The organism is Pseudomonas canadensis, from assembly GCF_030980095.1.
GTDB classification, from domain to species: Bacteria; Pseudomonadota; Gammaproteobacteria; order Pseudomonadales; family Pseudomonadaceae; genus Aquipseudomonas; species Aquipseudomonas canadensis.
Map to the genome: position 1 here is coordinate 901,249 of NZ_CP133298.1, position 23,144 is coordinate 924,392.

Genomic DNA, 23,144 nt, shown 5'->3' on the forward strand with positions numbered 1-23,144 from the left:
TCCTCAGGCGGCGTTCTTGAGTTTCGGGTCCAGCGCATCGCGCAGGCCGTCGCCCATCAAGTTGATTGCCAGCACGCTGAGCAAAATGGTCAAACCAGGCAGGCTCACCACCCACCAAGCGCGTTCGATGTAGTCACGGGCCGAGGCCAGCATGGTGCCCCACTCCGGGGTTGGCGGTTGTACGCCAAGGCCGAGGAAGCCCAGGGCCGCGGCATCGAGGATCGCCGAGGAGAAGCTCAAGGTGGCCTGTACGATCAGCGGCGCCATGCAGTTGGGCAGCACGGTGATGAACATCAGGCGTGGCAGGCCGGCGCCGGCGAGGCGGGCGGCGGTCACGTAGTCACGGTTCAGTTCGCCCATCACCGCAGCGCGGGTCAGACGGACGTAGGACGGCAGCGATACGATGGCGATGGCGATCACGGTGTTGATCAGGCCAGGGCCGAGGATCGCGACGATGGCAACGGCCAGCAGCAGCGAGGGCAAGGCCAGCATGATGTCCATCAGACGCATGATGGTCGGGCCGAGCAGGCGCGGGAAGAACCCGGCGAACAGGCCCAGCAGGATCCCCGGAATCAGCGACATCACCACCGACGACAAACCGATCAGCAAGGACAGGCGCGAGCCCTGGATCAGGCGCGAGAGCAGGTCACGGCCCAGTTCATCGGTGCCGAGCAGGAATTGCATCTGCCCACCTTCCAGCCAGGCCGGCGGGGTCAGCAGGAAGTCGCGGTATTGCTCGCTCGGGTTATGCGGTGCAACCCACGGGGCAAAGATCGCGCAGAACACGATCAGCAACATGAACAGTAGGCCGGCAACCGCGCCTTTGTTCTTGGAGAAGGCTTGCCAGAATTCTTTGTACGGGGACGGGTACAGCAGGCTTTGATCGACTGCTGACACTTGAGTAGGTGTGGTCATGGTCATGATCTCAGCGCTGGTGACGGATGCGTGGGTTGGCGAAGCCGTAGAGGATATCCACCACGAAGTTCACCAGGATCACCAGGCAGGCGATCAGCAGGATGCCGTTCTGCACCACCGGGTAGTCCCGCGCGCCAATGGCTTCGATCAGCCATTTGCCGATGCCGGGCCAGGAGAAGATGGTTTCGGTCAAAACCGCGCCGGCCAGCAGGGTGCCGACTTGCAGGCCGACCACGGTCAATACCGGAATCAGCGCGTTACGCAGGCCGTGCACGAACACCACACGCGCCGGCGACAGGCCCTTGGCCTTGGCGGTGCGGATGTAGTCTTCGCGCAGTACTTCGAGCATCGACGAACGGGTCATTCGCGCGATCACCGCCAGCGGGATGGTGCCCAGCACGATGGCCGGCAGGATCAGGTGGTGCAGGGCGTCGAAGAAGGCGTCCGGCTCGTCAGCCAGCAGGGTGTCGATCAGCATGAAGCCGGTGCGTGGCTCGATGTCGTAGAGCAGGTCGATCCGCCCGGAAACCGGGGTCCAACCCAGGCTGACCGAGAAGAACATGATCAGGATCAGGCCCCACCAGAAGATCGGCATCGAATATCCCGCCAGGGAGATGCCCATCACCCCATGGTCGAACAGGGATCCTCGCTTGAGTGCCGCGATCACCCCGGCCAACAGGCCCAGGATACCGGCGAACAACAGGGCGGCCATGGACAGTTCCAGGGTCGCGGGGAAGAGGGCGGTGAATTCAGTCCACACGCTGGTGCGGGTACGCAGTGATTCGCCAAGGTCGCCCTGGGCAAGTTTGCCGACGTAATCCAGGTATTGCGCATACAGCGGCTTGTTAAGGCCAAGGCGTTCCATTGCCTGTGCGTGCATCTCGGGGTCGACGCGCCGCTCGCCCATCATCACTTCGACGGGGTCGCCAGGGATCATGCGAATCAACGCAAACGTGAGCAACGTTATGCCGAAAAACGTGGGGATCAGTAACCCCAGTCGGCGGGCAATAAAGCTAAACATCTTGTCGTGTACCTCAATCAGCCGGTTAGGCAGGTTCGACACCGTCAGTGTCGACGGTGCCGAGCGTTTTTCTTATTTACTTCACCTGGGTGGTGGCGAAGTTATTTGTAGTCAGAGGGCTTTGGGTATAACCCTCGACGTTTTTACGCATGGCGGTGAACATTTTCGGGTAAGCCATGGGAATCCACGGTTGGTCCTTGTCGAAAACGTCCATTGCTTGTTCATAGAGTGCAGCGCGCTGGGTGGGTTCAGCGATGGCGCGCGCCTTGTCGATCAAGTCTTGAAACTCCTTGTTACACCAGCGGGCGTAGTTTTCGCCGTTTTTCGCCGCATCGCAACTCAAGTTAGGGGTGAGGAAGTTATCCGGGTCCCCGTTATCCCCCGCCCAGCCGGCGGAGACCATGTCATGTTCGCCATTCTTGGCGCGCTTGAGCATTTCGCCCCATTCCATGACTTTGATGTTCACTTTCAGGCCGATTTGCGCCAGGTCCGCCTGCATTCTCTGGGCGCCGAGCATCGGGTTGGGGTTGGTCGGGCCGCCGCCGTTGCGGGTGAACAGGGTGAACTCGGTGCCTTCCGGTACGCCGGCTTCCTTGAGCAGGGCACGGGCCTTGTCCAGGTCACGGGGCGGGTTCTTCAGCTTGTCACTGAAGCCCAGCAGGGTTGGCGGGTAAGGCCCGGTGGCGTCGATCGCGTTGCCTTTGCCGTACAGGGATTCGTTGTAGCCTTTCTTGTCGAACGCGATGTTGATCGCGTGACGCACCCGCGCGTCGCTCATGTACTTGTGGGTGGTGTTCAGGGCGGTATAGGCGGTGGTCATGGCTGCCAGTTCCGCCACCTTCAGGTTCGGGTCGGCCTTCATGCTCGGCACGTCATCCGGTTTCGGATACAGCGCGATCTGGCATTCGTTGGCCTTGAGCTTTTGCAGGCGCACGTTGTTGTCGGTGGTGATGGCCAGAATCAGCGGGTCTGCCGGCGGCTTGCCACGGAAGTAGTCCGGGTTGGCCTTGAAGCGCACCTGGGCGTCTTTCTGGTAGCGGGTGAAGATGAACGGGCCGGTGCCGATGGGCTTGGCGTTCAGGTCATCGGTCTTGCCGGACTTGAGCAACTGGTCGGCGTATTCGGCGGAGTGAATCGAGGAAAACGCCATGGCCAGGTCGGCCAGGAACGGTGCTTCAGGGCGGGTCAGGGTGAAGACCACGGTGTGGTCATCGGTTTTCTCTACGCTCTTGAGCAGTTCCTTGAAACCCATGCTTTCAAAGTACGGGTAGCCCACGTTGGACTTGTTGTGCCACGGGTGGTTCGGGTCCAGCTGGCGCTGGAAGCTCCAAAGCACGTCGTCGGCATTCAGGTTGCGCGTGGGTTTGAAGTAATCGGTGGTGTGGAACTTGATGTCGTCACGCAGGTGGAAGGTGTAGGTCAGGCCATCGGCGCTGATCTCGGGCAGGTCTTTGGCCAGCGCGGGGATCACTTCGGTGGTGCCGGGCTTGAAGTCCACCAGGCGGTTGAACATGGTCTCGGCGGCGGCGTCAGCGGTCACGGCCGTGGTGTACAGGACCGGGTCAAAACCTTCCGGGCTGGCTTCGGTGCAGACCACCAGTGGTTTGGCCGAAACGCCGATCGCCACGCTCAACAGCGCGGCAGCCATGGCGGCTTGTAGTGGGAGCAATTTCATTCGGAGCCCTCTGCAATCGATGGGACCAGACAAGCGTAAACGGCGAGCTCGTCCTGAGCCCGCCGTCTACCTGGCGCTAATTAAAGGATGTTGAACGGAACAGTGGTCACCAGACGGAACTCTTTGATGCTGCCGTCCGATTGGAACTCGCTGCCACGGTGCTCAACATACGTTGCGCGCACGGTAGTAGCCTTGAGTGGGCCGCTCTGGATGGCGTAAGAACCACCGATACCGTATTCCTGGTGTTTTTCGCCGTCTTGGCTCTGGATGCCGTCGTAGGCGAACTTGGCCCGACCGTTGTTGCCGGTGTAGTGAGTGCCGTCGATGCCCCAGCCACGCGCCGAGTAGATATTGAACTTCAAGCCTGGCACGCCGTATTCGGCCATGTTGATGCCGTAGGCAACCTGGAAGGATTTCTCGTTCGGACCGTTGAAGTCAGAGGTCAGGGAGTTGGCCAGGTAGATGCCGTTGGTTTCGTGCAGGTAGTCGAAGTACTCGTTACCGTTCACTTGCTGGTAGGAGAAGGTCAGGCTGTGAGCCTGGTGGGCCAGGCCCAGGGACAGGGAGAAGGTATCGTTGTCGATTTCCCCCATCTCTTTTTTGCCTTCATCGACCGTCTTGTAGTAGTTGAAACCAGTGGTCAGCGCCAGTTGCTGTGCATCACCCAGTTCGTGGGTTGCGCCGAAGTAGTATTGGTTCCAGAAGTCCTTCACGTTGGCGCCGAAGACGCTGACTTTCAGGCTTTTCAGCGGCTGGTAGTTCAGGCCCAGGGTGGACACCTTGTCGGTTTCCGCGCCATTGCCGTATTCGCTACGGAATTTCGACAGGCTCTGTTCGCTACGTGGCGAAACGCGGTCAAACACGCCGCCCTGGAACGACAGGTTGCTGAACTCTTCGCTGTTGAAGCTCACACCTTCAAAGCTCGAAGGCAGCGCACGGTTGCCGATGGTGTCGACGATGCCGCTGCTGAAGTTCTGACGACCGGCGGTCAACGTGGTGTTCGACACACGGAACTGCACGTTGGCCAGGCCCAGTTTGCTCCATTGGCCGACTGCATCACCGTCGGAGTCCGCCAGGGTACGGTTGGAACCGCCTTTGATATCACGCTTGCTACGGTCTAGGACCAGTGCGTTGTAGACCGCCAGTTCCGTCTTGACGCCTACGGTGCCCTGGGTAAAACCCGAGCTGGCGTTGATGATGGTGCCTTGCACCCAGTTGGTACGGTTACGGTCGGTCAGGGTTTGGCCGTGCTTCTTGTACTCGAAGGTGCCGCCACGGTATTTGCTTTCGTGGGAGTACCAGTTGCGGGTAGTGCCGCCCAGGCTGAAGTCTTCGATAAAGCCTTTGGCTTCGCTTTGCGCGCTGGTGCCGGCCAGTGTGGTCGGCACGAAGTCCTGGCTGACGGATTCAGCGTAGGCGGTGGCCGTGATGCTGCTGATGGCCAGGGCCAGAAGCGCTTTGCTGCTCAGTTTCATTGATGAAGCTCCTTTGGTTCTCTTTTTAATGCCGGTCTTTTTTGGTGATCCGGCTATTGGGTGTGTAACTCGTTCAAGCTCATGCAAACGTTTGGCGTAGGAAAAATCCCAACAAAAGGCCGCGCGTTTGCAGCAAGGCGGGGGTCGCCCTGCGCAATCCGGTTATTTTCTTATGGGGTGATACTGACGCCCGAGAACACGTTGCGGCCGAAGGGGCTGACCTTGAAACCTTCGACTTTGGCGCTTAACGGCTGGTTGACCGTCGAGTGGGCGACTGGCGTGATCGGCACCTGCTGCTTAAGCAGTTGCTGCGCCTGTTTGTAGAGAACAGTCCTTTGTTCGCGGTCGGTCACGACCTTGGCTTGCTTGATCAGCTTGTCGTACGCCGGGTCACACCACATGGAGTAGTTGTTCCCGCCGATGGCGTCGCAGCTGTAGAGGGTGCCCAGCCAGTTGTCCGGGTCACCGTTGTCGCCGGTCCAGCCGATCAGGCTCACATCGTGCTCACCGTTCTTGGTGCGCTTGATGTACTCGCCCCACTCGTAGCTGACGATCTTGACCTTGAGGCCGATCTTGGCCCAGTCGCTTTGCAGCATCTCGGCCATCAGCTTGGCGTTGGGGTTGTACGGACGTTGTACCGGCATCGCCCACAGGGTGATTTCGGTGCCTTCTTTCACGCCGGCGGCCTTGAGCAATTCCTTGGCTTTTTCCGGGTTGTAGGCGGCGTCCTTGATGCTGTCGTCGTAGGACCACTGCGTCGGTGGCATGGCGTTGACCGCCAATTGCCCCGCGCCCTGGTACACGGCGTTCAGGATGCTCTGCTTGTTCACCGCCATGTCCAGCGCCTGGCGCACTTCGAGCTGGTCGAACGGCTTGTGGCGCACGTTGTAGGCGATGTAGCCCAAGTTGAAGCCGGGCTTGGTCAGCAGTTGCAGGTTCCGGTCGGCCTTGAGGGCATCGACGTCAGCCGGGCGCGGATGCAGGGTCACCTGGCATTCGCCGGCCTTGAGCTTTTGCACTCGCACCGAAGCGTCGGTGTTGATGGCGAAGATCAGTTGGTCCAGTTTGACCTTGCTCGGGTCCCAGTACTGTTTGTTGGCCACATAGCGGATCTGTGAATCTTTCTGATAGCGCTGGAACACGAAGGGGCCAGTGCCGATCGGCTTCTGGTTGATATCACTCGGTTTGCCATCCTTGAGCAACTGCTCGGCGTATTCGGCCGAGAGGATCGCGGCGAAGCTCATGGCGATGTTCTGGATAAACGCGGCGTCGACCGTGTTCAGGGTCATCACCACGGTGTGCGGGTCGGTTTTCTCGACCTTGGCAATGTTCTTGTTCAGGCTCATCCCGTTGAAGTACGGAAACTCGGTGGGGTAGGCCTTGCGAAACGGATGGTCGGCGTCAAGCATGCGGTTGAAGGTGAACAGCACGTCGTCGGCGTTGAAATCCCGCGTTGGCTTGAATTCCTTGTTGCTGTGGAATTTCACCCCTTCGCGCAGGTGAAAGGTGTAGGTCAGGCCATCTGGCGAAATATCCCACTTGGTTGCCAGCGCAGGTACGACACCGGTCTCGCCCTTTTCAAACTCAACCAGGCGGTTGTACAGCGGTTCGGCCGCATCGTTATCGGTGGCGGTGGTGTATTGCGCGGTGTCAAAGCCTGCCGGGCTGCCTTCCGAGCAGAACACCAGGCTCTTTTTGTCGGCGGCATAGCCCATCGTGGCCGCAGCCAACAGGCTGGTGCCAAAAATTGCGGATAGAACGGTGGTATGGCGCATGACGATCCCGATCCTTGTTTGTAATTGTCATCAGCGAGCAACCCCCCTGGCGTACGGCCAGGGGAACATCACTGATCCCACACGCAGCAAGTGCCTTTCCGTGTTAGCAGCCTCTGCTGTCCTACGACGTTATGGGTCTCGGACTTCGCAGTAAATGCGCCAAATCGGATTGACCTTGTAGGCAACGGCGTCGCGCTTCGCAGTTCATTGCTGTAGGACGCAACGATTACGGGCGTGGTCTGTTTCCTACGGTCCAGGCGGATGCAATAACGGCGACGTTAGGAAACGTCGCCGTCAATGATCCTTACTTGCCGCTGACGCTCACGCCGTAGAAGGAGTTCAAGCCAAACGGGCTGATCTTGAAGTCCTGCACGGTGGAACGCATGGGTTGATACACCGTCGAGTGCGCGATAGGTGTCATCGGGACAGCATCTTTGAGGATGTGTTGCGCCTGCTTATACAGCTCGGTGCGTTTGGCGACGTCCGACGTAGCCTTGGCTTCTTTTACGATGCCGTCGAATTTCTTGTCGCACCATTTGGAGAAGTTGTTACCAGACAGCGAATCACAGCCGAACAGCACGTTCAGCCAGTTGTCCGGGTCACCATTGTCACCGCTCCAGCCAATGATCATGGCCTGGTTCTCGCCACCTTTGGAGCGTTTGATGTACTCGCCCCACTCGTAGCTGGTGATCTTCACGTTGAGACCGATCTTCTTCCAGTCGTTCTGCAGCATTTCAGCCATCAGCTTGGCGTTCGGGTTGTACGGACGCTGAACCGGCATGGCCCACAGAACGATTTCGGTCCCTTCCTTGACGCCGGCTTCCTTGAGCAGCGACTTGGCTTTCTCAGGGTCGTACTTGGCGTCCTTGATGGTGGTGTCATACGACCATTGGGTCGGTGGCATGGCGTTGACGGCCAGTTGGCCGGCGCCCTGGTAGACGGAGTCGATGATTTGCTGCTTGTTCACCGACATGTCCAGCGCCTGGCGTACGCGCAGGTCAGCCAGTGGGTTTGGCTGGTCGCTGCCCTTGACCTTGTCCATGACGTTGTAGGCGATGTAGCCCAGGTTGAAACCGGCTTGGTGCGGCAGTTTCAGGTCCTTGTCATCGCCCAGCGCCTTGAGGTCGGCTGGACGTGGGAACAGGGTGATCTGGCATTCGTTTTTCTTCAGCTTCTGGATACGCACCGACGGGTCGGTGGTGATGGCGAAGATCAGGTTGTCGATCTTCACGTCGTCAGGTTTCCAGTAGTCCTTGTTGCCGGTGTAACGGATGTTCGAGTCTTTCTGGTAGCTCTTGAACACGAACGGGCCAGTGCCGATCGGCTTCTGGTTGATGTCGGCAGGCTTGCCTTCCTTGAGCAGTTGGGCGGCGTATTCAGCCGACTGGATCGACGCGAAGCTCATCGCCAGGTTCTGGATGAAAGCGGCGTCCACGGTACCAAGGGTGAACTTGACGGTGTGTTCGTCGACTTTTTCGATGTTCTTGATGTTGGTGTCCATCCCCATGTCCGTGAAGTACGGGAACTCGGTGGGGTAGGCTTTGCGGAACGGATCGTCTTTGTTGATCATGCGGTTGAACGTGAACAGCACGTCATCGGCATTGAAGGTACGGGTCGGCTTGAAGTACGAGGTGGTGTGGAACTTGACGCCATCACGCAGGTGGAAGGTGTAGGTCAAGCCATCCGGGGACACGTCCCAGCTGGTGGCCAGCCCAGGAATCACAGCGGTGCCGCCGCGTTCGAACTGGGTCAGGCGGTTGAACATGGTTTCGGCCGAGGCATCGAAGTCTGTTCCGGTGGTGTACTGGCCTGGGTCGAAACCGGCCGGGCTCCCTTCGGAGCAGAACACCAGGTTAGTCGCCGCTTGGGCGAAAGGAGCTGCGGCCATAAGGCCAGCGCTAACAATTAACGGAATGACTGCGTGTTTAAGCATGTTGGCCTCATGATTTGTTGTCATTTTTGGTGGTGAGGGCGACCTCGTGAGTCGGCCTGCGGATACTTATGCAGGCGCCATACCCATTGCAAGATGCTGAACCGTTGCGAGGGTGAAACAGTGGTACGAACGTACAGGAATGTCGCAATTATGAAAGTTTGTACATATTTGCGCATATTTCGAGGGTTTTTTCGGTGCAGAAGGCGCACCAAAAATGACCAACCGAGGCGTCTAGCGCACTCGGTTGGGGCGTTGCTGTTACTTATCTAGACTCACGCCGTAGAACGGTGTCAGCCCAAAGGGGCTGATCTTGAAGTCTTTCACTTCCTTACGCAGCGGCTGGAAAACCGTCGAGTTCGCAATAGGCGTTATAGGTACTTGTTCCTTAAGGATTTTCTGAGCCTGTTGATACCACTTGATGCGCTGCTCGCGGTCATTGCTGACCTTGGCTTGCTGCACCAGCTTGTCGTAGGCCGGGTTACACCATTTGGCGTAGTTGCTGCCCTTGACCGCAGCACAACTGTAGAGCACGCCGAGCCAGTTATCCGGGTCACCATTGTCGCCGGTCCAACCATAAATCATGGCGTCATGCTCACCGTTTTTGGCCCGCTTGATGTACTCGCCCCATTCATAGCTGACGATATTGGCCTTGATGCCAATCTTTTCCCAATCCTGCTGGATCATCTGTGCCGACATCCGCGCGTTCGGGTTGGAGGCGCGTTGCACGGTCATGGCCCACAGATTAATGGTAGTGCCGGGGGCAACCCCTGCTTCTTTTAGTAGCGCTTTGGCCTTTGTCGGGTCGTAGGGCGCGTCCTTAATGCTGGGGTCATAAGACCACTGCGCAGGCGGCAATGCGTTTTGCGCCAATTGTCCGGCGCTCTGGTACACGGCCTTGATGATTGCCGGCTTGTCGATCGCCATGTCCAGCGCCTGGCGCACCTTGAGCTGGTCCAACGGCGGATGGGTAACGTTGTAGGCCAGGAAACCCAGGTTGAAACCGGCTTGTTGCAGTACACGCAGGTTCGGGTCCTGTTTCATCACCTCGATATCCGCAGGGCGCGGGTAGCCGCTGACCTGGCATTCGCCGGCCTTGAGCTTTTGCAGGCGCGACGCCGCATCTGGCGTGATGGCGAACACCAGGTTGTCGAGCTTCACATCTTCGGGTTTCCAATACTGTTTATTGGCCACGTAGCGGATCTGCGAATCCTTCTGGTAGCGCTTGAACACAAACGGCCCGGTGCCTACCGGTTTCTGGTTGATCTCTTCGGCCTTGCCTTGCTTGAGCAGTTGCGCGGCGTATTCGGCGGACTGCACCGAGGCGAAGCTCATGGCCAGGTTCTGCACAAACGACGCATCGACGTTGTTCAGGTTGAAGCGCACGGTGTGTTCGTCGAGTTTGTCGACGCGCTTGATCGTGGTGTTCAAGCCCATGTCGGTGAAGTACGGCGACTCGGAAGGGTAGGCCTGGCGAAAAGGGCTTTGCGCATCCAGCAGGCGATTGAAGGTAAACAGCACATCATCCGCGTTGAAGTCGCGGGTAGGGGTGAAGAAATCGGTGGTGTGGAACTTGACGCCATCGCGCAGGTGGAAGGTGTAGGTGAGGCCGTCTTGGGAGATGTCCCAGCTCGTCGCCAGGCCAGGTTCGACTTCGGTGCCGCCGCGCTTGAACTGGGTCAGGCGGTTGAACACGGTTTCGGCCGAGGCATCGAAGTCGGTGCCGCTGGTGTACTGGCTGGGGTCGAAACCGGCAGGGCTGGCTTCGGAGCAATAGACCAGGGTGCTGGCGGCGTGGGCCATTGGCATAAAAGCCAGTAGACCCGCGGCGAGGAGGAGCGGTTTTAAGGCGATTCTTTCCATGGAGACCCCTGAAGTGGCAGGCCTGTATAAACGGCCCAAACGAAAACGGCGGTCACGCAGGTTACCGCCGTTCTGGTTTGTCAGGTAGGGGGAGTTCTCACTTGCGATGTCGGTCTCCTCCCACTCAATGCAGTCCAGTATGTGTTCATATATGTGTTGGAGTAGTTATTTCTATTTGGGTGGGGGCGGATCTGTCGATTGTGTAAGCATTACCCTGCAACTCATTACTTTCACGTATTGTGAATATTCGCGTGCTGGTTATATCTAAATCCCGATTGGGAACCATGCCGTCTTCTGTTTGGAGTTTAAGCACCCATTGGGTAGTGGCCTTGACAGTGTGAGTATTGAGTGCCGGATCATATTCTATCGTAAAATATTTTCTGCCTGCAGAAACGCTGTAGTCCTCTTTCAACGTGGGTGGTGTTAGTTCTACGAAGGCCGGGAACGAAGCCCCTTGGTGAGCAACTTCTGATATACGGGCTCTAAGCTCAGCGTCCGGAATCGTCTCTTCAAATCTTTCAAGCCTTCTTTTTATGGTTTCATCCGCTGACGCTGATCTAAAATCCAGTTCAATTCGTACGATATTGCCGTTTTCTCTTTTTATGATCGAGTACGTTTCTCGATTCAAGTCAGGCGCAAAGCTTGTAGAGTACCCAGTGTCGGGTTGGGCTTTCTCACCTTCTGTAACGGCGAAATTACCGTCATCGATAACCCAGGAAATGCTGAGCTTTCTTTTTATTTTTGAACCTTCCTCATATACGTCGTCGTTGAATGCATATTGTTTGTTTTCATCTAAATTCAAGTAGTCGTCAAACTTTTCGGCGCCGGAAATTTTCGAGCCTTTGGAATCAATAAAGCGTTCTGAGAACTTTGGAGTGTTTGTTGATTCATGACTGGGAGTTGGCGAAGCAGTGTGTTGCCATGGCCATCTCGCTCCACCTTCTTCCCCTCTTCTATTCCATACACCCATTTTGTCAGGTTTGGCAATAATAGTGCTGCTCACCAACTTTGATCGGTCTTGCGGGTCTGGTACACGAAGCAAGAAATGCTCCCCGTCCCCACCATCAGGCTCATAGGCGGCCAAATACGTTTTCCCTTTATACTGCACTTCTTGCATCCCTGGATAGAATGCAGAGGGGGTGGGAGTAGGATCTACTTTAGGCACGTCCTGCGTTCCGACTGACGCGGCATCGGTATCGTTCGACGTTTTGGGAGCGTGTGCGAGCTCAAAGTCGCGCGTCTCTGAATTGTAATTCCAGCGGTAGTTCTGAGCGGTGGCAGAGGCGGTGGGTGGTTCGCCTATCCCAGCCTCTACCCCAACAGGTGCAAGTTCATGCGCCAATTGCAAGCCTGATATCACCGCTGCGGCATTGCCGCCGACGCGATCATTGGCGGTCATGCCATAGATGGAATCATGGATACCGAAGACAAGATTTCCCGTGTTGCCGACGAGGGGTATGTAACCAAAGGTATTGCCCCACAAGTCCTTCGCGAACTTCCAGTTTTGTTGCGATGAACCAAATACCTCGGTCTGGTCGGACCATACTGCGTTTTTGGCATTCACTTCCTGACATTTGCCTTCAAGACCGGAGCCCAGATTGCCGAATTTCAACAGATAAGCGCTACCTCGCGACTCGGTATAGTTAAATGTCTCCCTCACTGGCACCGCTTTATCGGCGAGGAGGCTGGAGCGTCCTTGGTAGGTGGCATGTGGGTCTACAATTAAATTATTGAGAACATCACAGGCCTTTGGCCAATGAACATCGTGGCCGCCTTGCCTGTCTCTGGCGTTAAAACTGCGCTGCAAATTATCTCGGTTGTTTTTTGCCCAGTTGGCAAAATCGCTGTCACCCTGTATCTCATGGGCTGCGCCGTTCTTCAAATCCAGCATCACGCCCTTATTGGGTCTATGTTCATCATTACCATCAAAGGGGGTGTAGGGAATAAATGCATAGCCTGACAGCGGGTAGCCATAGATATTGGGGATAATGACTTGTCCACTCGTTTGCAGTGTGTGCTTTACGGCCTCTTGCCCAGCAGAACTTAGCTTTTCAAAACTATCTTTATTATTTGCCAGGCTCTGCAGAATTCCACGTACAACATAGGCGTCTGCTTGCCCCGAGCGTTTCGCCAGTGCTCCCGAATCGTCCCGCATGGGCTTTGATACTTCATTTTCCCAATGACTCTGAAGGTTCTTACCCTGCGCCTCCAAGTCCGCGACCTTGCTCCGGTCTTTATTCTCAATTTCCATAAACTGGAAGTCGATCGGTCCCCCTCGCTCTACTTTGTCGTGTGCAAGAGCACCCGCCGCAATTTCCCATGCAAAGTAAGTGCGTTTGTCGGTGTTTGTCAGTGTTTCGGGTTTTCCCTTCCCTACGTAGGAAGTGAAGGTGACCGTGATTTTTTCATGCGGGTCGTATCCAGCCGCCAGCAACCCGCCGCTAAAGTAACCAGCAGGTTCGAGGAACTGACGAACCTTCTGGAATTTGATATTGCGTTCGCCTTCGCTACCGCTTTCTATGTTATTGATCTGTGATACAACACGACCGGAATAGGCATCAATACGCTGCGTCCGTTCCTGTTGTGTATAGTTCGGTGTGGGCGCGGAAGTGGTGGCCGATCCATAAATGACCTCCTTGGAGAAATCAAGTTCGTTCTCCGGTGCAGGGGCTGCAATCGGTATTCGATCCACTGAAACGCCCGCCGCTATCGAATGAGTATTTTTTGCTAAAGGCGAGGCATCAACTTGCCACTTGTAACGATTATGTGCGGGAGCGAGGGTGGTTGGTATTGGAGTGCTGGTGACTGCAAGTGGCGGTAGGGATGACGGATGATTATTCATTATCGGCTCATTAAATTATGGGTTTCATGAGGTTAAATATTTGGCGCGTTGTATCATGATGCGTTGGTTTGTTTCGCGATTGCGCCATCCATAGCCATAGTTGCGTCAAGCCGAATGTTATTTTCGTATTCAGCCAAGGCTGTTTGGATTTATTGGTGACTTTGATTTATGAGTGGATTCTTAATGGTTGGGTGGTTGCGTAAGTAGTAATGGTTCCGCTTTATGCCTTTGATAAAAACGGGAATTTCATTCCTGATATGTATAATGCCGGATGTGACGTACCGACAGTAATAAAAAAGGCGCAAGCCCGTGGGGGCGCCTTTGCCCTGTTTAAAAAAGGTGCTGTAATGTTTTGATCACGCCGTCGATGCTCAGGGAGATGCAGTCTCCGGTCGCCTCTACTCATAAATATAGTTTCAAGGCTGAGGGGTGAATGTCACAGGCTTATAGGTGAAGGCCCACCACTTAAGTGGGTTCCGATAGGGGGGGGCTTCGCCGGTCTGAAACGTGCAATTTTTTCATCTCATCAATGACATATTTCTCAGTCTCGACTTTAGCGAATTTTGTGTTAGTAGAATTAAGTGAGGTGCCTTGGCTTTGCAGGGTTTGGTTATAAGTTTTTCTACTTTGTCAGTGGTGGCTGATTACCAACTGTTCGAGTTGTGCGGCGGTGGGCATAAAATTAGTGGTGGGAGGTGGCAGCACAAGGGGCTTATGGTCACGCGAGGCTCGCTTTATCATCGAGTGTTCAAGGTTTTTGACTGGGTGCGAGCTAAAAGGACTGACAATGAGTGCGTCTTCGCACAACTTGAATAATGAGTTTGATGAACGTTGCTGCATCATGGTTTGTTGTTTTGGTGGGGTGCGAAATTTATATAAGTGAGGCGTAAACCAATATTGGTGGCAGGTTTGCTTAGTGGGGTGTTTCTACATTCATGTCGTTAGGCTTGTGTAGCATTACATGCACTTGGGTGGCCGTAGGCGTGCAGGCAGTTCCATTATGTGTTTATGCTCTCTACAACAAATAGTGTGAAAAAATGCAACCTGCAGTGAGGGCGTGACTTGAATCGAGAGTTAGTTCAGGCGGGTTATAAAAAACGGCGCCAGCTTTCAAGGCTGCGCCGTTTTTTGTCTCCGGGAACGTTACTGGAGCACTTCAATGACGCCATCGGCGCTCATGCTGACTTGGCTGGTGCCGGCTTCGACTTCAGGCGTCGGTGCCGAATCTGCCATGGCTGCTTTCATCATCATGCCGCCACGAGCGTAAGGCATCGGGTAGCCATTGGTGTTGAAGTTCAGATTAACGATCTTGTACCCCTTGCCGCCCAGTGCATCGGTGGCCAGTTGTGCGCGTGCTTTAAACGCGGCGACCGCGTCCTTGAGCAATGCGTCTTCGCTGGCCTTGCGCGTGGCGTCGGCGATGGCGAAGTCCATGCTGTCCATCTTCAGAGTGTTCAACAGCTCGCCGGTGAGCTTGGAGAGTGCCGGGAAGTCTGCGCTTTCCAGGCGCAGTTCGGCGCGCTCACGCCAGCCGGTGATCTTCTGGTTTTTGCTGTCGTAGATCGGGTAGCTGTTGCGGCTGCCTTGGCGCAGGGTCACGCCTTTGACTTCGCGCGCCTGGCCGAGCGCCTTGTTCATGGTGGTGGTGATTTCAGCGGCGAGCTTGGCTGGGTCGCTGTTCTGGGATTCGGTGTACAGCGTCACGATCATCTTGTCGCGGGCCACCTCCTGGCTGACCTCGGCGCGCAGGGAAATCTGGTTGTAGTTCAGTGCCTCAGCGGCCAGTGCTGGCAGGCTGACCAGCGTGCCGACGCTAAGGGTGAGGGCGGCTGCACTGCGAGTGAAACGAGACATGGAAGCTCCTTGAGATAGTCGTGTTGGGTATGACTGTAGACGGTGGCATCGGGTTCTTCGGGTTTACACATTAGCTACAAGTTGTGATGAGGCCGACGAACGGTCGTTGGTCCGGCCTGCGGCAAAGAGCCACACACGCCGTGCCAGCCGGCCTGCTTCGTTTATACTCCTGCCGATCCGCCTGCAGCGCTCACCGGGAGAGCACATGCTCGCCGCCGTAAAACTGACTTCCGCCACTCGCCAGAACCTCTGGCGCCTGACGTTCATCCGTACCCTGGTCCTGGCCGCACAGGCTGGCTCCGTCGGGCTCGCCTATTGGTTCGACCTGCTGCCGCTGCCGTGGCTGCAACTGGGCGTGACCCTCGGTTTCTCCACCGTGCTTTGTGTGTTTACCGCGATCCGATTGCGTACCACCTGGCCAGTCACCGAGCTGGAATACGCCCTGCAATTGGCCTGCGACCTGTTTATCCATAGTGTGTTGCTGTATTTCTCCGGTGGTTCTACCAATCCGTTTGTTTCGTATTACCTGGTGCCACTGACCATCGCTGCCGTGACGTTGCCGTGGCGCTACTCGGTGGTGCTGTCGGGTATCGCCTTGACCCTCTACACCCTGCTGCTGGCGCGGTTCTACCCGCTGCAAACCTTCCCGATCGCTCGGGAAAACCTGCAGATTTACGGGATGTGGCTGAGTTTTGCGCTGTCCGCTGCGGTAATCACCTTCTTCGCCGCCCGCATGGCCGAAGAACTGCGCCGCCAGGAAGAACTGCGGGCCATTCGCCGTGAAGAAGGCCTGCGCGACCAGCAACTGTTGGCCGTCGCCACCCAAGCCGCCGGCGCCGCCCATGAGTTGGGCACACCCTTAGCCACCATGAGCGTGCTGCTCAACGAAATGACCCAGGACCACCACGACCCGGCACTGCAAGAAGACCTCGGTGTGCTGCGTGAACAGGTCAAGCAGTGCAAGCAGACCTTGCAGCAACTGGTGCGCGCCGCCGAAGCCAATCGCCGCCTGGCGGTGGAAATGCAGGACGTGACCCAGTGGCTCGACGAAGCCCTGAACCGCTGGCACCTGATGCGCCCCGAAGCCAGCTACCGCTTCCACTTGCTGGGCCAGGGCAGCGTACCGCGCATGGCGCCGCCACCGGACCTGACCCAAGCCCTGCTCAACCTGCTGAACAACGCCGCCGACGCCTGCCCTGAAGGCCTGGGCGTACAGTTGGATTGGGACGCCGAAGACGTGACCATCAGTATTCGAGACCACGGCGCGGGCGTACCGTTGGCCATTGCCGAGCAGATCGGCAAACCCTTCTTTACCACCAAAGGCAAAGGCTTCGGCCTCGGCCTGTTTTTGAGCAAGGCCAGCGTGACCCGCGCGGGCGGCTCAGTGAAGCTCTATAGTCATGAGGAAGGTGGCACGCTCACCGAGCTGCGCCTGCCCCGTGTCGCACGAGGAGATATCGATGAGTGACGAGATCCAAGTCGAAGGCGAAGAACTGCCGCACCTGTTGCTGGTAGATGACGACGCCACCTTTACCCGCGTGATGGCGCGCGCCATGAGCCGTCGCGGTTTCCGCGTCAGCACCGCAGGGTCGGCCGAGGAAGGCCTGACCATCGCCCAGGCCGACCTGCCGGACTACGCCGCGCTCGACCTGAAGATGGACGGCGACTCCGGCCTGGTGCTGCTGCCCAAGCTGCTGGAACTCGACCCGGAAATGCGCGTGGTGATCCTCACCGGTTACTCCAGCATCGCCACCGCCGTCGAGGCGATCAAGCGCGGCGCCTGTAACTACCTGTGTAAGCCGGCGGATGCCGATGACGTACTGGCCGCCTTGCTCTCCGAGCACGCCGACCTGGACACCCTGGTGCCGGAAAACCCAATGTCGGTGGACCGACTGCAGTGGGAACACATCCAGCGCGTGCTGACTGAGCACGAAGGCAACATCTCCGCCACTGCCCGCGCCCTGGGCATGCACCGCCGTACCTTGCAGCGCAAGTTGCAGAAGCGCCCGGTACGCCGCTGAGGCTGATCTGAACAACAGCTGAACAATCTGCTTCAGGCCGCACGGAGCCTCGAACCGATCAACTATGATCGGTTCGAACGCCTGTCACATTTTCTTACAGAGCCTGAACGATGAATCAGAACGCTGAGTATTCCGCGGTCAACGACGCGGTGCGTGGGCAATTTTTACGGCGGGTGTGGGGGTTGATCACGCCTTACTGGCGCAGCGAAGAAAAGGCTAAGGCCTGGCTGCTGCTGTTGGTAGTGCTGGGGTTGTCGCTGTTCAGTGTCGCCGTGTCGGTGTGGTTCAACAGCTGGAACCGTGATTTCTACAACGCGCTGGAGAACAAGGACTACGACGCCTTTACCCATCTGCTGATGTACTTCAGCGTGATTGCGGTGGTGTCGATCGTGACCGGCGTGTTCACCTCCTACCTGCAACAGATGCTCACCATCCGCTGGCGCCGCTGGCTGACGGAAACCTATTTCGCCCAGTGGCTGGGCCACAAGAATTACTACCACCTGGAATACGGCGGCTACACCGACAACCCCGACCAGCGTATCTCCGAAGACCTCAATGCCTTTACCAGTAGCACCCTCACTTTGGGCTTGGGCTTTATCGCCAACCTGGTGAGCCTGGTGTCGTTCTCGGTGATCCTGTGGGGCGTGTCTGGCAGCATCGAAATCTGGGGCATTACCATTCCCGGCTACATGTTCTGGGCGGCGCTGATCTACGCGGTGATTGGCAGTTGGTTGACCCACTTGATCGGTCGAAAACTGATCGGCTTGAGCAATCGCCAACAACGCTTTGAGGCTGACTTGCGTTTCAGCCTGGTGCGTGTGCGGGAGAATGCGGAAAGCATCGCGCTGTTCAATGGCGAGCCCAACGAACATCAGCAATTGAGCGCACGGTTCGGACGGGTGTGGAGCAACTTCTGGAACATCATGCAGCTCAAGAAGCGCCTGAATTTTTTTACTAGCGGTTACTCCCAGATTGCGATCATCTTTCCCTTTGTGGTCGCGGCGCCACGTTACTTTTCCGGCAAGATCGAATTGGGCGTGCTCATGCAGGTGGCCCAGGCGTTTGGCAGTGTGCAGGGCAGCCTGAGCTGGTTTGTCGACGCCTATACGCTGTTGGCCAGTTGGCGCGCTACGTGTGATCGTCTGCTGAGTTTCGGCCAGGCTATGCAGGACAACGAAAGCCGCACCATGGGCATTGGTTTGCAGCATCAGGGCGACGATTTGCAGGTCAAGGACCTGAGCCTGGACCTGGCGGACGGTCGGCATTTGTTGCAAGGCGCCGACCTGACGGTGGCGGAAGGCGAGCGTCTGATGCTCAGTGGGCGTTCCGGCAGTGGTAAGTCGACCTTGCTACGCGCCATGGGCAACCTGTGGCCCAACGGCCACGGCAATATCCGCCTGCCGGCCGAACGTTATCTGTTCCTGCCGCAAAAACCTTACCTGCCGATTGGCACGCTAAAGGCGGTATTGAGTTATCCACAGGCCGACAGCGTTTACCCGGCCGAACGTTATGCACAGGTCCTGGAAACCTGCCGCCTGCCGCATCTGGTGGGCCGGCTGGAGGAGGCCAATCACTGGCAACGCATGCTCTCGCCGGGCGAACAGCAACGCCTGGCCTTTGCCCGCGCGTTGCTGTTCGCGCCGCAATGGCTGTACATGGACGAAGCCACGTCGGCCATGGATGAAGAGGATGAAGCGACGCTGTATCAGGCGCTGATCGATCAGTTGCCGGGGCTGAGCATCGTCAGCGTCGGCCATCGCAGCAGCCTCAAGCGCTTCCATGGGCGGCATGTGCGGATCGAGGGTGGGATGTTGCAAGAACAGCCGCTGGCCTGACGTGGTCCCTGTAGGAGCCGGCTGTGGTGTATGAGGGATCGTGACCCAACAAAAAGCCCGGCTGATCATCGATCAGCCGGGCTTTTTAGTGTTTGAAGAGTGAGTTACTTCTTCAAACCGTAATGCTCATCCAGCATGCCGGGGGCGTTCGGCGTCTTTGGCGCGTAGTCCCGTGGTGGCTCCTGGTTTTCCCGGGGTGGGGTCAGGCGTTCCCGTGGGGTTTGCGGTGCATCGGAATGCAACGCGGCCAGCAGGCGCTGGCGGGTGATGTCGTCGAGGGCCAGGCGGTTGGCGCCATCGGCGAGGTGATCCTGTACTTCCTGGTAGCTCTGGGTGAGCTTCTTGACCAGGGTCGCGGTGCTGTTGAAGTGGGTAACAACCTCGTTCTGATAACTGTCAAAACGTTCCTGAATGTCGTCCAACTGACGCTGCGTGCGGTTAGGCGCGGCATTCGGCAGCAAGCGAGCAACCAGGAAACCAATGGCGACACCGGCAACCAGGGCAAGAGTCGGCAACAACCAAACTAAGAGCGAGTGTTCCACGAGTCCTTCCTCTATAAACGGCTTTGCTTTACGTTAACGGCTCAAACCTGCGCTGTATACCGCGATTAAGCTCGCAATGATGCCAAGCACAGACTTTTAGCTAGACGAGTCGACCCTTTGTGAGGTCACGGAGTTCATTCCTTGCTCATGCGTGAAACCCCCGTTTTGATCGATGGCCCGGTAGGCCAATTGGAAGCCCTGTACCTGGATCACCCCGAGCCACGTGGCCTGGCGCTGATCTGCCACCCGAACCCGGTGCAGGGTGGGACCATGCTCAATAAAGTGGTATCGACCCTGCAACGCACCGCCCGCGATGCCGGTTTGATTACCTTGCGTTTCAATTACCGTGGTGTTGGCGCGAGTGCCGGCACCCACGACATGAGCACCGGTGAAGTGGATGACGCCGAAGCGGCCGCCACCTGGCTGCGGGAAAAACACCCGGACTTGCCGATCACCTTGCTCGGCTTTTCCTTCGGTGGTTACGTCGCTGCCAGTCTCGGCGGTCGCTTGGAAGCCAAGGGTGAAAAACTGTCACATTTGTTCATGGTTGCCGCAGCGGTGATGCGTCTGCGCGATACCGATGCGCTGCCACTGGGTTGCCCACTGACCCTGATCCAACCGGAAACCGACGAAGTGGTCGACCCACAGACCGTCTACGACTGGTCTGCAGCCCTGAAACGCCCCCATGAGCTGCTGAAAGTGGCAGAATGCGGACACTTTTTTCACGGCAAGCTCACCGATCTGAAGGATCTGGTGCTGCCGCGACTTTCGAATTGATAGCAGTCTGATAAGCGATTACCCATGACGACTCGTACCCGTATCCTCACCGGCATCACCACCACCGGCACGCCGCACCTGGGCAACTACGCCGGTGCGATCCGCCCGGCGATCCTCGCCAGCCAGGACGCCAATGCCGACTCCTTCTACTTCCTGGCCGACTACCACGCCCTGATCAAGTGCGATGACCCGCAGCGCATCCAGCGCTCGCGCATGGAGATCGCCGCGACCTGGCTCGCCGGTGGCCTGGATGTGAACCGGGTGACCTTCTACCGCCAGTCCGACATCCCGGAGATCCCCGAGCTGACCTGGCTGCTCACCTGCGTTGCCGCCAAGGGCCTGCTCAACCGCGCCCATGCGTACAAGGCCTCGGTGGACAAGAACGTGGAAGCCGGCGAAGACCCGGATGCGGGCATCAGCATGGGCCTGTACAGCTACCCGGTGCTGATGGCGGCGGACATCCTGATGTTCAACGCACACAAGGTGCCGGTCGGTCGCGACCAAATCCAGCACGTGGAAATGGCCCGCGACATCGGCCAACGCTTCAACCACCTGTTCGGCAACGGTAAAGAATTCTTCACCATGCCCGAGGCGTTGATCGAAGAAAGCGTCGCTACCTTGCCGGGCCTGGATGGCCGCAAGATGTCGAAAAGCTACGACAACACCATCCCGTTGTTCACCAGCGCCAAGGACATGAAGGACGCGATTTCGCGCATCGTCACCGACTCCCGCGCGCCGGGCGAAGCCAAGGACCCGGACAATTCGCACCTGTTCACCCTGTACCAGGCGTTTGCCAGCACGGCCCAGGAAGAAGAGTTCCGCGCCGAGCTGCTGCAAGGGCTGGGCTGGGGCGAGGCGAAAAACCGTCTGTTCCAACTGTTGGATGGCCAACTGGGCGAAGCCCGCGAGCGCTACCATCAATTGATGTCGCGCCCATCCGACATGGAAGACCTGCTGCTGATCGGCGCCAAGAAAGCGCGTGCGGTGGCCGCGCCGTTCCTGGCTGAACTGCGTGAGGCGGTGGGCCTGCGTTCGTTCGTCAATCAAGCCGCAGCGCCAGTCGCGACCAAGAAGAAAGCCGCAAAAGCCGCGCGCTTCGTGAGCTTCCGCGAGGACGACGGCAGCTTCCGCTTCCGCCTGCTGGCGGCCGATGGTGAGCAACTGTTGTTGTCGCGCAATTTTGCCGACGGCAAGGCGGCGGGTGCGGTAACCAAGCAACTGCAAAACGGCGACGCCCTGGACGTACGCACCGAAGCCTTGGGCTTCAGCGTTTGGCTGGACGGTGCCGTGGTAGCCGACAGCGCCGAGTTCGTTGACGCCGCTTCCCGCGACGCGGCCATCGAAGCCTTGCGCGTTGCGTTGACCCCCCTCGAGGATTAACCCGACCAAGGGTTGATTGCCATTATCCGGGGCCGTCGTTACAGTGACGGCCCGTTTTTGTTGCCTTGCTAACGAAATTATGACGCCCCTAGAACGATATCAAGCTGATCTGAAACGCCCTGAATTCTTCCATGACGCGGCCCAGGAAAATGCGGTGCGTCATTTGCAGCGCCTGTACGACGACCTGCTCGCGGCCTCGCAAAGCAAGCCAGGGATGTTCAGCAAGCTGTTTGGCAAGAAAGACCACACCCCGGTCAAAGGCCTGTACTTCTGGGGCGGTGTAGGGCGCGGCAAGACTTATTTGGTCGACACCTTCTTCGAAGCGCTGCCGTTCAAGGAAAAGGTGCGGACGCACTTTCACCGCTTCATGAAGCGCGTGCACGAAGAGATGAAGACCCTGCCGGGCGAGAAAAACCCGCTGACCATCATCGCCAAGCGTTTCTCCGAAGAGGCGCGGGTGATCTGCTTCGATGAATTCTTCGTCTCCGACATCACCGACGCCATGATCCTCGGCACCCTGATGGAAGAGCTGTTCAAGAACGGCGTGACCCTGGTCGCCACCTCGAACATCGTGCCCGACGGCTTGTACAAGGACGGCCTGCAACGCGCGCGCTTCCTGCCGGCCATCGCGCTGATCAAGCAGAACACCGAAATCGTCAACGTCGACAGTGGCGTCGACTACCGCCTGCGCCATCTGGAGCAAGCGGAGCTGTTCCACTTCCCGCTGAACGAAGCGGCCCACGAAAGCCTGAAAAAGAGCTTCCGCGCCCTCACGCCGGAATGTACCCAGGCGGTGGAAAACGACAAGCTGATGATCGAGAATCGCGAAATCATCGCGTTGCGTACTTGCGATGACGTGGCCTGGTTCGAATTCCGCCAACTGTGCGACGGCCCGCGTAGCCAGAACGACTACATCGAGCTGGGCAAGATCTTTCACGCGGTGATCTTGAGCGGTGTGGAGCAGATGAGCGTCACCACCGACGACATCGCGCGCCGTTTCATCAACATGGTCGACGAATTCTACGACCGTAACGTGAAGCTGATCATTTCGGCGGAAGTCGAGTTGAAGGACCTGTACACCGGCGGGCGCCTGAACTTCGAGTTCCAGCGCACGTTGAGCCGGTTGCTGGAAATGCAGTCCCACGAATTCCTGTCGCGTGGGCACAAGCCGTAAGAACGATGTAGATCAAATGTGGGAGCGAGCAAGCCCGGTCCCACATTTTTTAACGCGTTCAACCT

The 23,144-nt window shown here is 57.6% G+C and carries 16 protein-coding genes; 6 read left to right on the forward strand and 10 right to left on the reverse strand.

The features are described 5' to 3' along the window. Positions 1–3: 3 nt before the first annotated feature. The 9 genes from RB216_RS04050 to RB216_RS04090 all read right to left on the reverse strand — a co-directional run bounded on the left by RB216_RS04050 (position 4) and on the right by RB216_RS04090 (position 15,350). Positions 4–915 (reverse strand): ABC transporter permease subunit, encoded by a 912-nt coding sequence (locus RB216_RS04050; RefSeq protein ID WP_003188486.1) that lies wholly within the window; start codon positions 913–915, stop codon positions 4–6. 10 nt (positions 916–925) lie between these two features. Continuing rightward, positions 926–1,936 carry an ABC transporter permease subunit gene (locus tag RB216_RS04055; RefSeq protein WP_017739471.1) on the reverse strand — a complete coding sequence of 337 codons (1,011 nt, stop codon included), beginning with the start codon at positions 1,934–1,936 and terminating at the stop codon, positions 926–928. Positions 1,937–2,012: 76 nt separating this feature from the next. Beyond that, positions 2,013–3,611, reverse strand: coding sequence for an ABC transporter substrate-binding protein (locus RB216_RS04060; RefSeq protein ID WP_122686078.1), 1,599 nt, complete (start codon positions 3,609–3,611; stop codon positions 2,013–2,015). 80 nt (positions 3,612–3,691) lie between these two features. Then, positions 3,692–5,086 (reverse strand): OprD family outer membrane porin, encoded by a 1,395-nt coding sequence (locus tag RB216_RS04065; RefSeq protein ID WP_122686080.1) that lies wholly within the window; start codon positions 5,084–5,086, stop codon positions 3,692–3,694. 170 nt (positions 5,087–5,256) lie between these two features. Further along, positions 5,257–6,861 carry an ABC transporter substrate-binding protein gene (locus RB216_RS04070; protein WP_122686082.1) on the reverse strand — a complete coding sequence of 535 codons (1,605 nt, stop codon included), beginning with the start codon at positions 6,859–6,861 and terminating at the stop codon, positions 5,257–5,259. 304 nt (positions 6,862–7,165) lie between these two features. Next, the gene (locus RB216_RS04075) at positions 7,166–8,794 is read right to left on the reverse strand and encodes an ABC transporter substrate-binding protein (RefSeq protein ID WP_122686084.1); all 1,629 of its coding nucleotides are present in this window, start codon (positions 8,792–8,794) and stop codon (positions 7,166–7,168) included. A 258-nt stretch (positions 8,795–9,052) separates the two neighbouring features. Then, the gene (locus RB216_RS04080; RefSeq protein WP_028618827.1) at positions 9,053–10,654 is read right to left on the reverse strand and encodes an ABC transporter substrate-binding protein; all 1,602 of its coding nucleotides are present in this window, start codon (positions 10,652–10,654) and stop codon (positions 9,053–9,055) included. A 145-nt stretch (positions 10,655–10,799) separates the two neighbouring features. Continuing rightward, positions 10,800–13,496 (reverse strand): hypothetical protein, encoded by a 2,697-nt coding sequence (locus tag RB216_RS04085; protein ID WP_308908351.1) that lies wholly within the window; start codon positions 13,494–13,496, stop codon positions 10,800–10,802. 1,143 nt (positions 13,497–14,639) lie between these two features. Then, on the reverse strand, positions 14,640–15,350 hold the full coding sequence (locus RB216_RS04090) for an SIMPL domain-containing protein (RefSeq protein WP_028618829.1): 711 nt from the start codon (positions 15,348–15,350) through the stop codon (positions 14,640–14,642). 205 nt (positions 15,351–15,555) lie between these two features. Between RB216_RS04090 and RB216_RS04095 the strand changes: the two genes are divergently transcribed. The 3 genes from RB216_RS04095 (at position 15,556) to RB216_RS04105 (ending at position 19,206) form a co-directional block, all read left to right on the forward strand. Continuing rightward, positions 15,556–16,818, forward strand: a complete 1,263-nt coding sequence (locus RB216_RS04095) for an ATP-binding protein (RefSeq protein ID WP_016976240.1) — start codon at positions 15,556–15,558, stop codon at positions 16,816–16,818. Continuing rightward, the gene (locus RB216_RS04100) at positions 16,811–17,371 is read left to right on the forward strand and encodes a response regulator transcription factor (RefSeq protein ID WP_003171731.1); all 561 of its coding nucleotides are present in this window, start codon (positions 16,811–16,813) and stop codon (positions 17,369–17,371) included. The genes RB216_RS04095 and RB216_RS04100 overlap by 8 nt, the downstream gene beginning before the upstream one ends. Before the next feature lie 110 nt (positions 17,372–17,481). Next, positions 17,482–19,206, forward strand: a complete 1,725-nt coding sequence (locus RB216_RS04105; RefSeq protein ID WP_028618830.1) for an ABC transporter ATP-binding protein/permease — start codon at positions 17,482–17,484, stop codon at positions 19,204–19,206. A 104-nt stretch (positions 19,207–19,310) separates the two neighbouring features. Here the strand turns inward: RB216_RS04105 and RB216_RS04110 are convergent, their stop codons facing one another. Next, on the reverse strand, positions 19,311–19,748 hold the full coding sequence (locus RB216_RS04110; RefSeq protein WP_003171734.1) for a Z-ring associated ZapG family protein: 438 nt from the start codon (positions 19,746–19,748) through the stop codon (positions 19,311–19,313). Positions 19,749–19,895: 147 nt separating this feature from the next. On the opposite strand from RB216_RS04110, the gene RB216_RS04115 reads away from it, so the two are divergent. From RB216_RS04115 to zapE, 3 genes are all read left to right on the forward strand, one after another. Then, positions 19,896–20,525, forward strand: a complete 630-nt coding sequence (locus RB216_RS04115) for an alpha/beta hydrolase (RefSeq protein WP_122554843.1) — start codon at positions 19,896–19,898, stop codon at positions 20,523–20,525. A gap of 24 nt (positions 20,526–20,549) precedes the next feature. Next, a complete protein-coding gene (locus RB216_RS04120; RefSeq protein ID WP_308908352.1) occupies positions 20,550–21,905 on the forward strand; it encodes a tryptophan--tRNA ligase in 1,356 nt (451 codons plus the stop codon). A gap of 79 nt (positions 21,906–21,984) precedes the next feature. After that, positions 21,985–23,079: a cell division protein ZapE gene (zapE, locus tag RB216_RS04125; protein WP_016976236.1), complete on the forward strand. Its 1,095-nt coding sequence runs from the start codon at positions 21,985–21,987 to the stop codon at positions 23,077–23,079. Positions 23,080–23,144 lie beyond the last annotated feature (65 nt).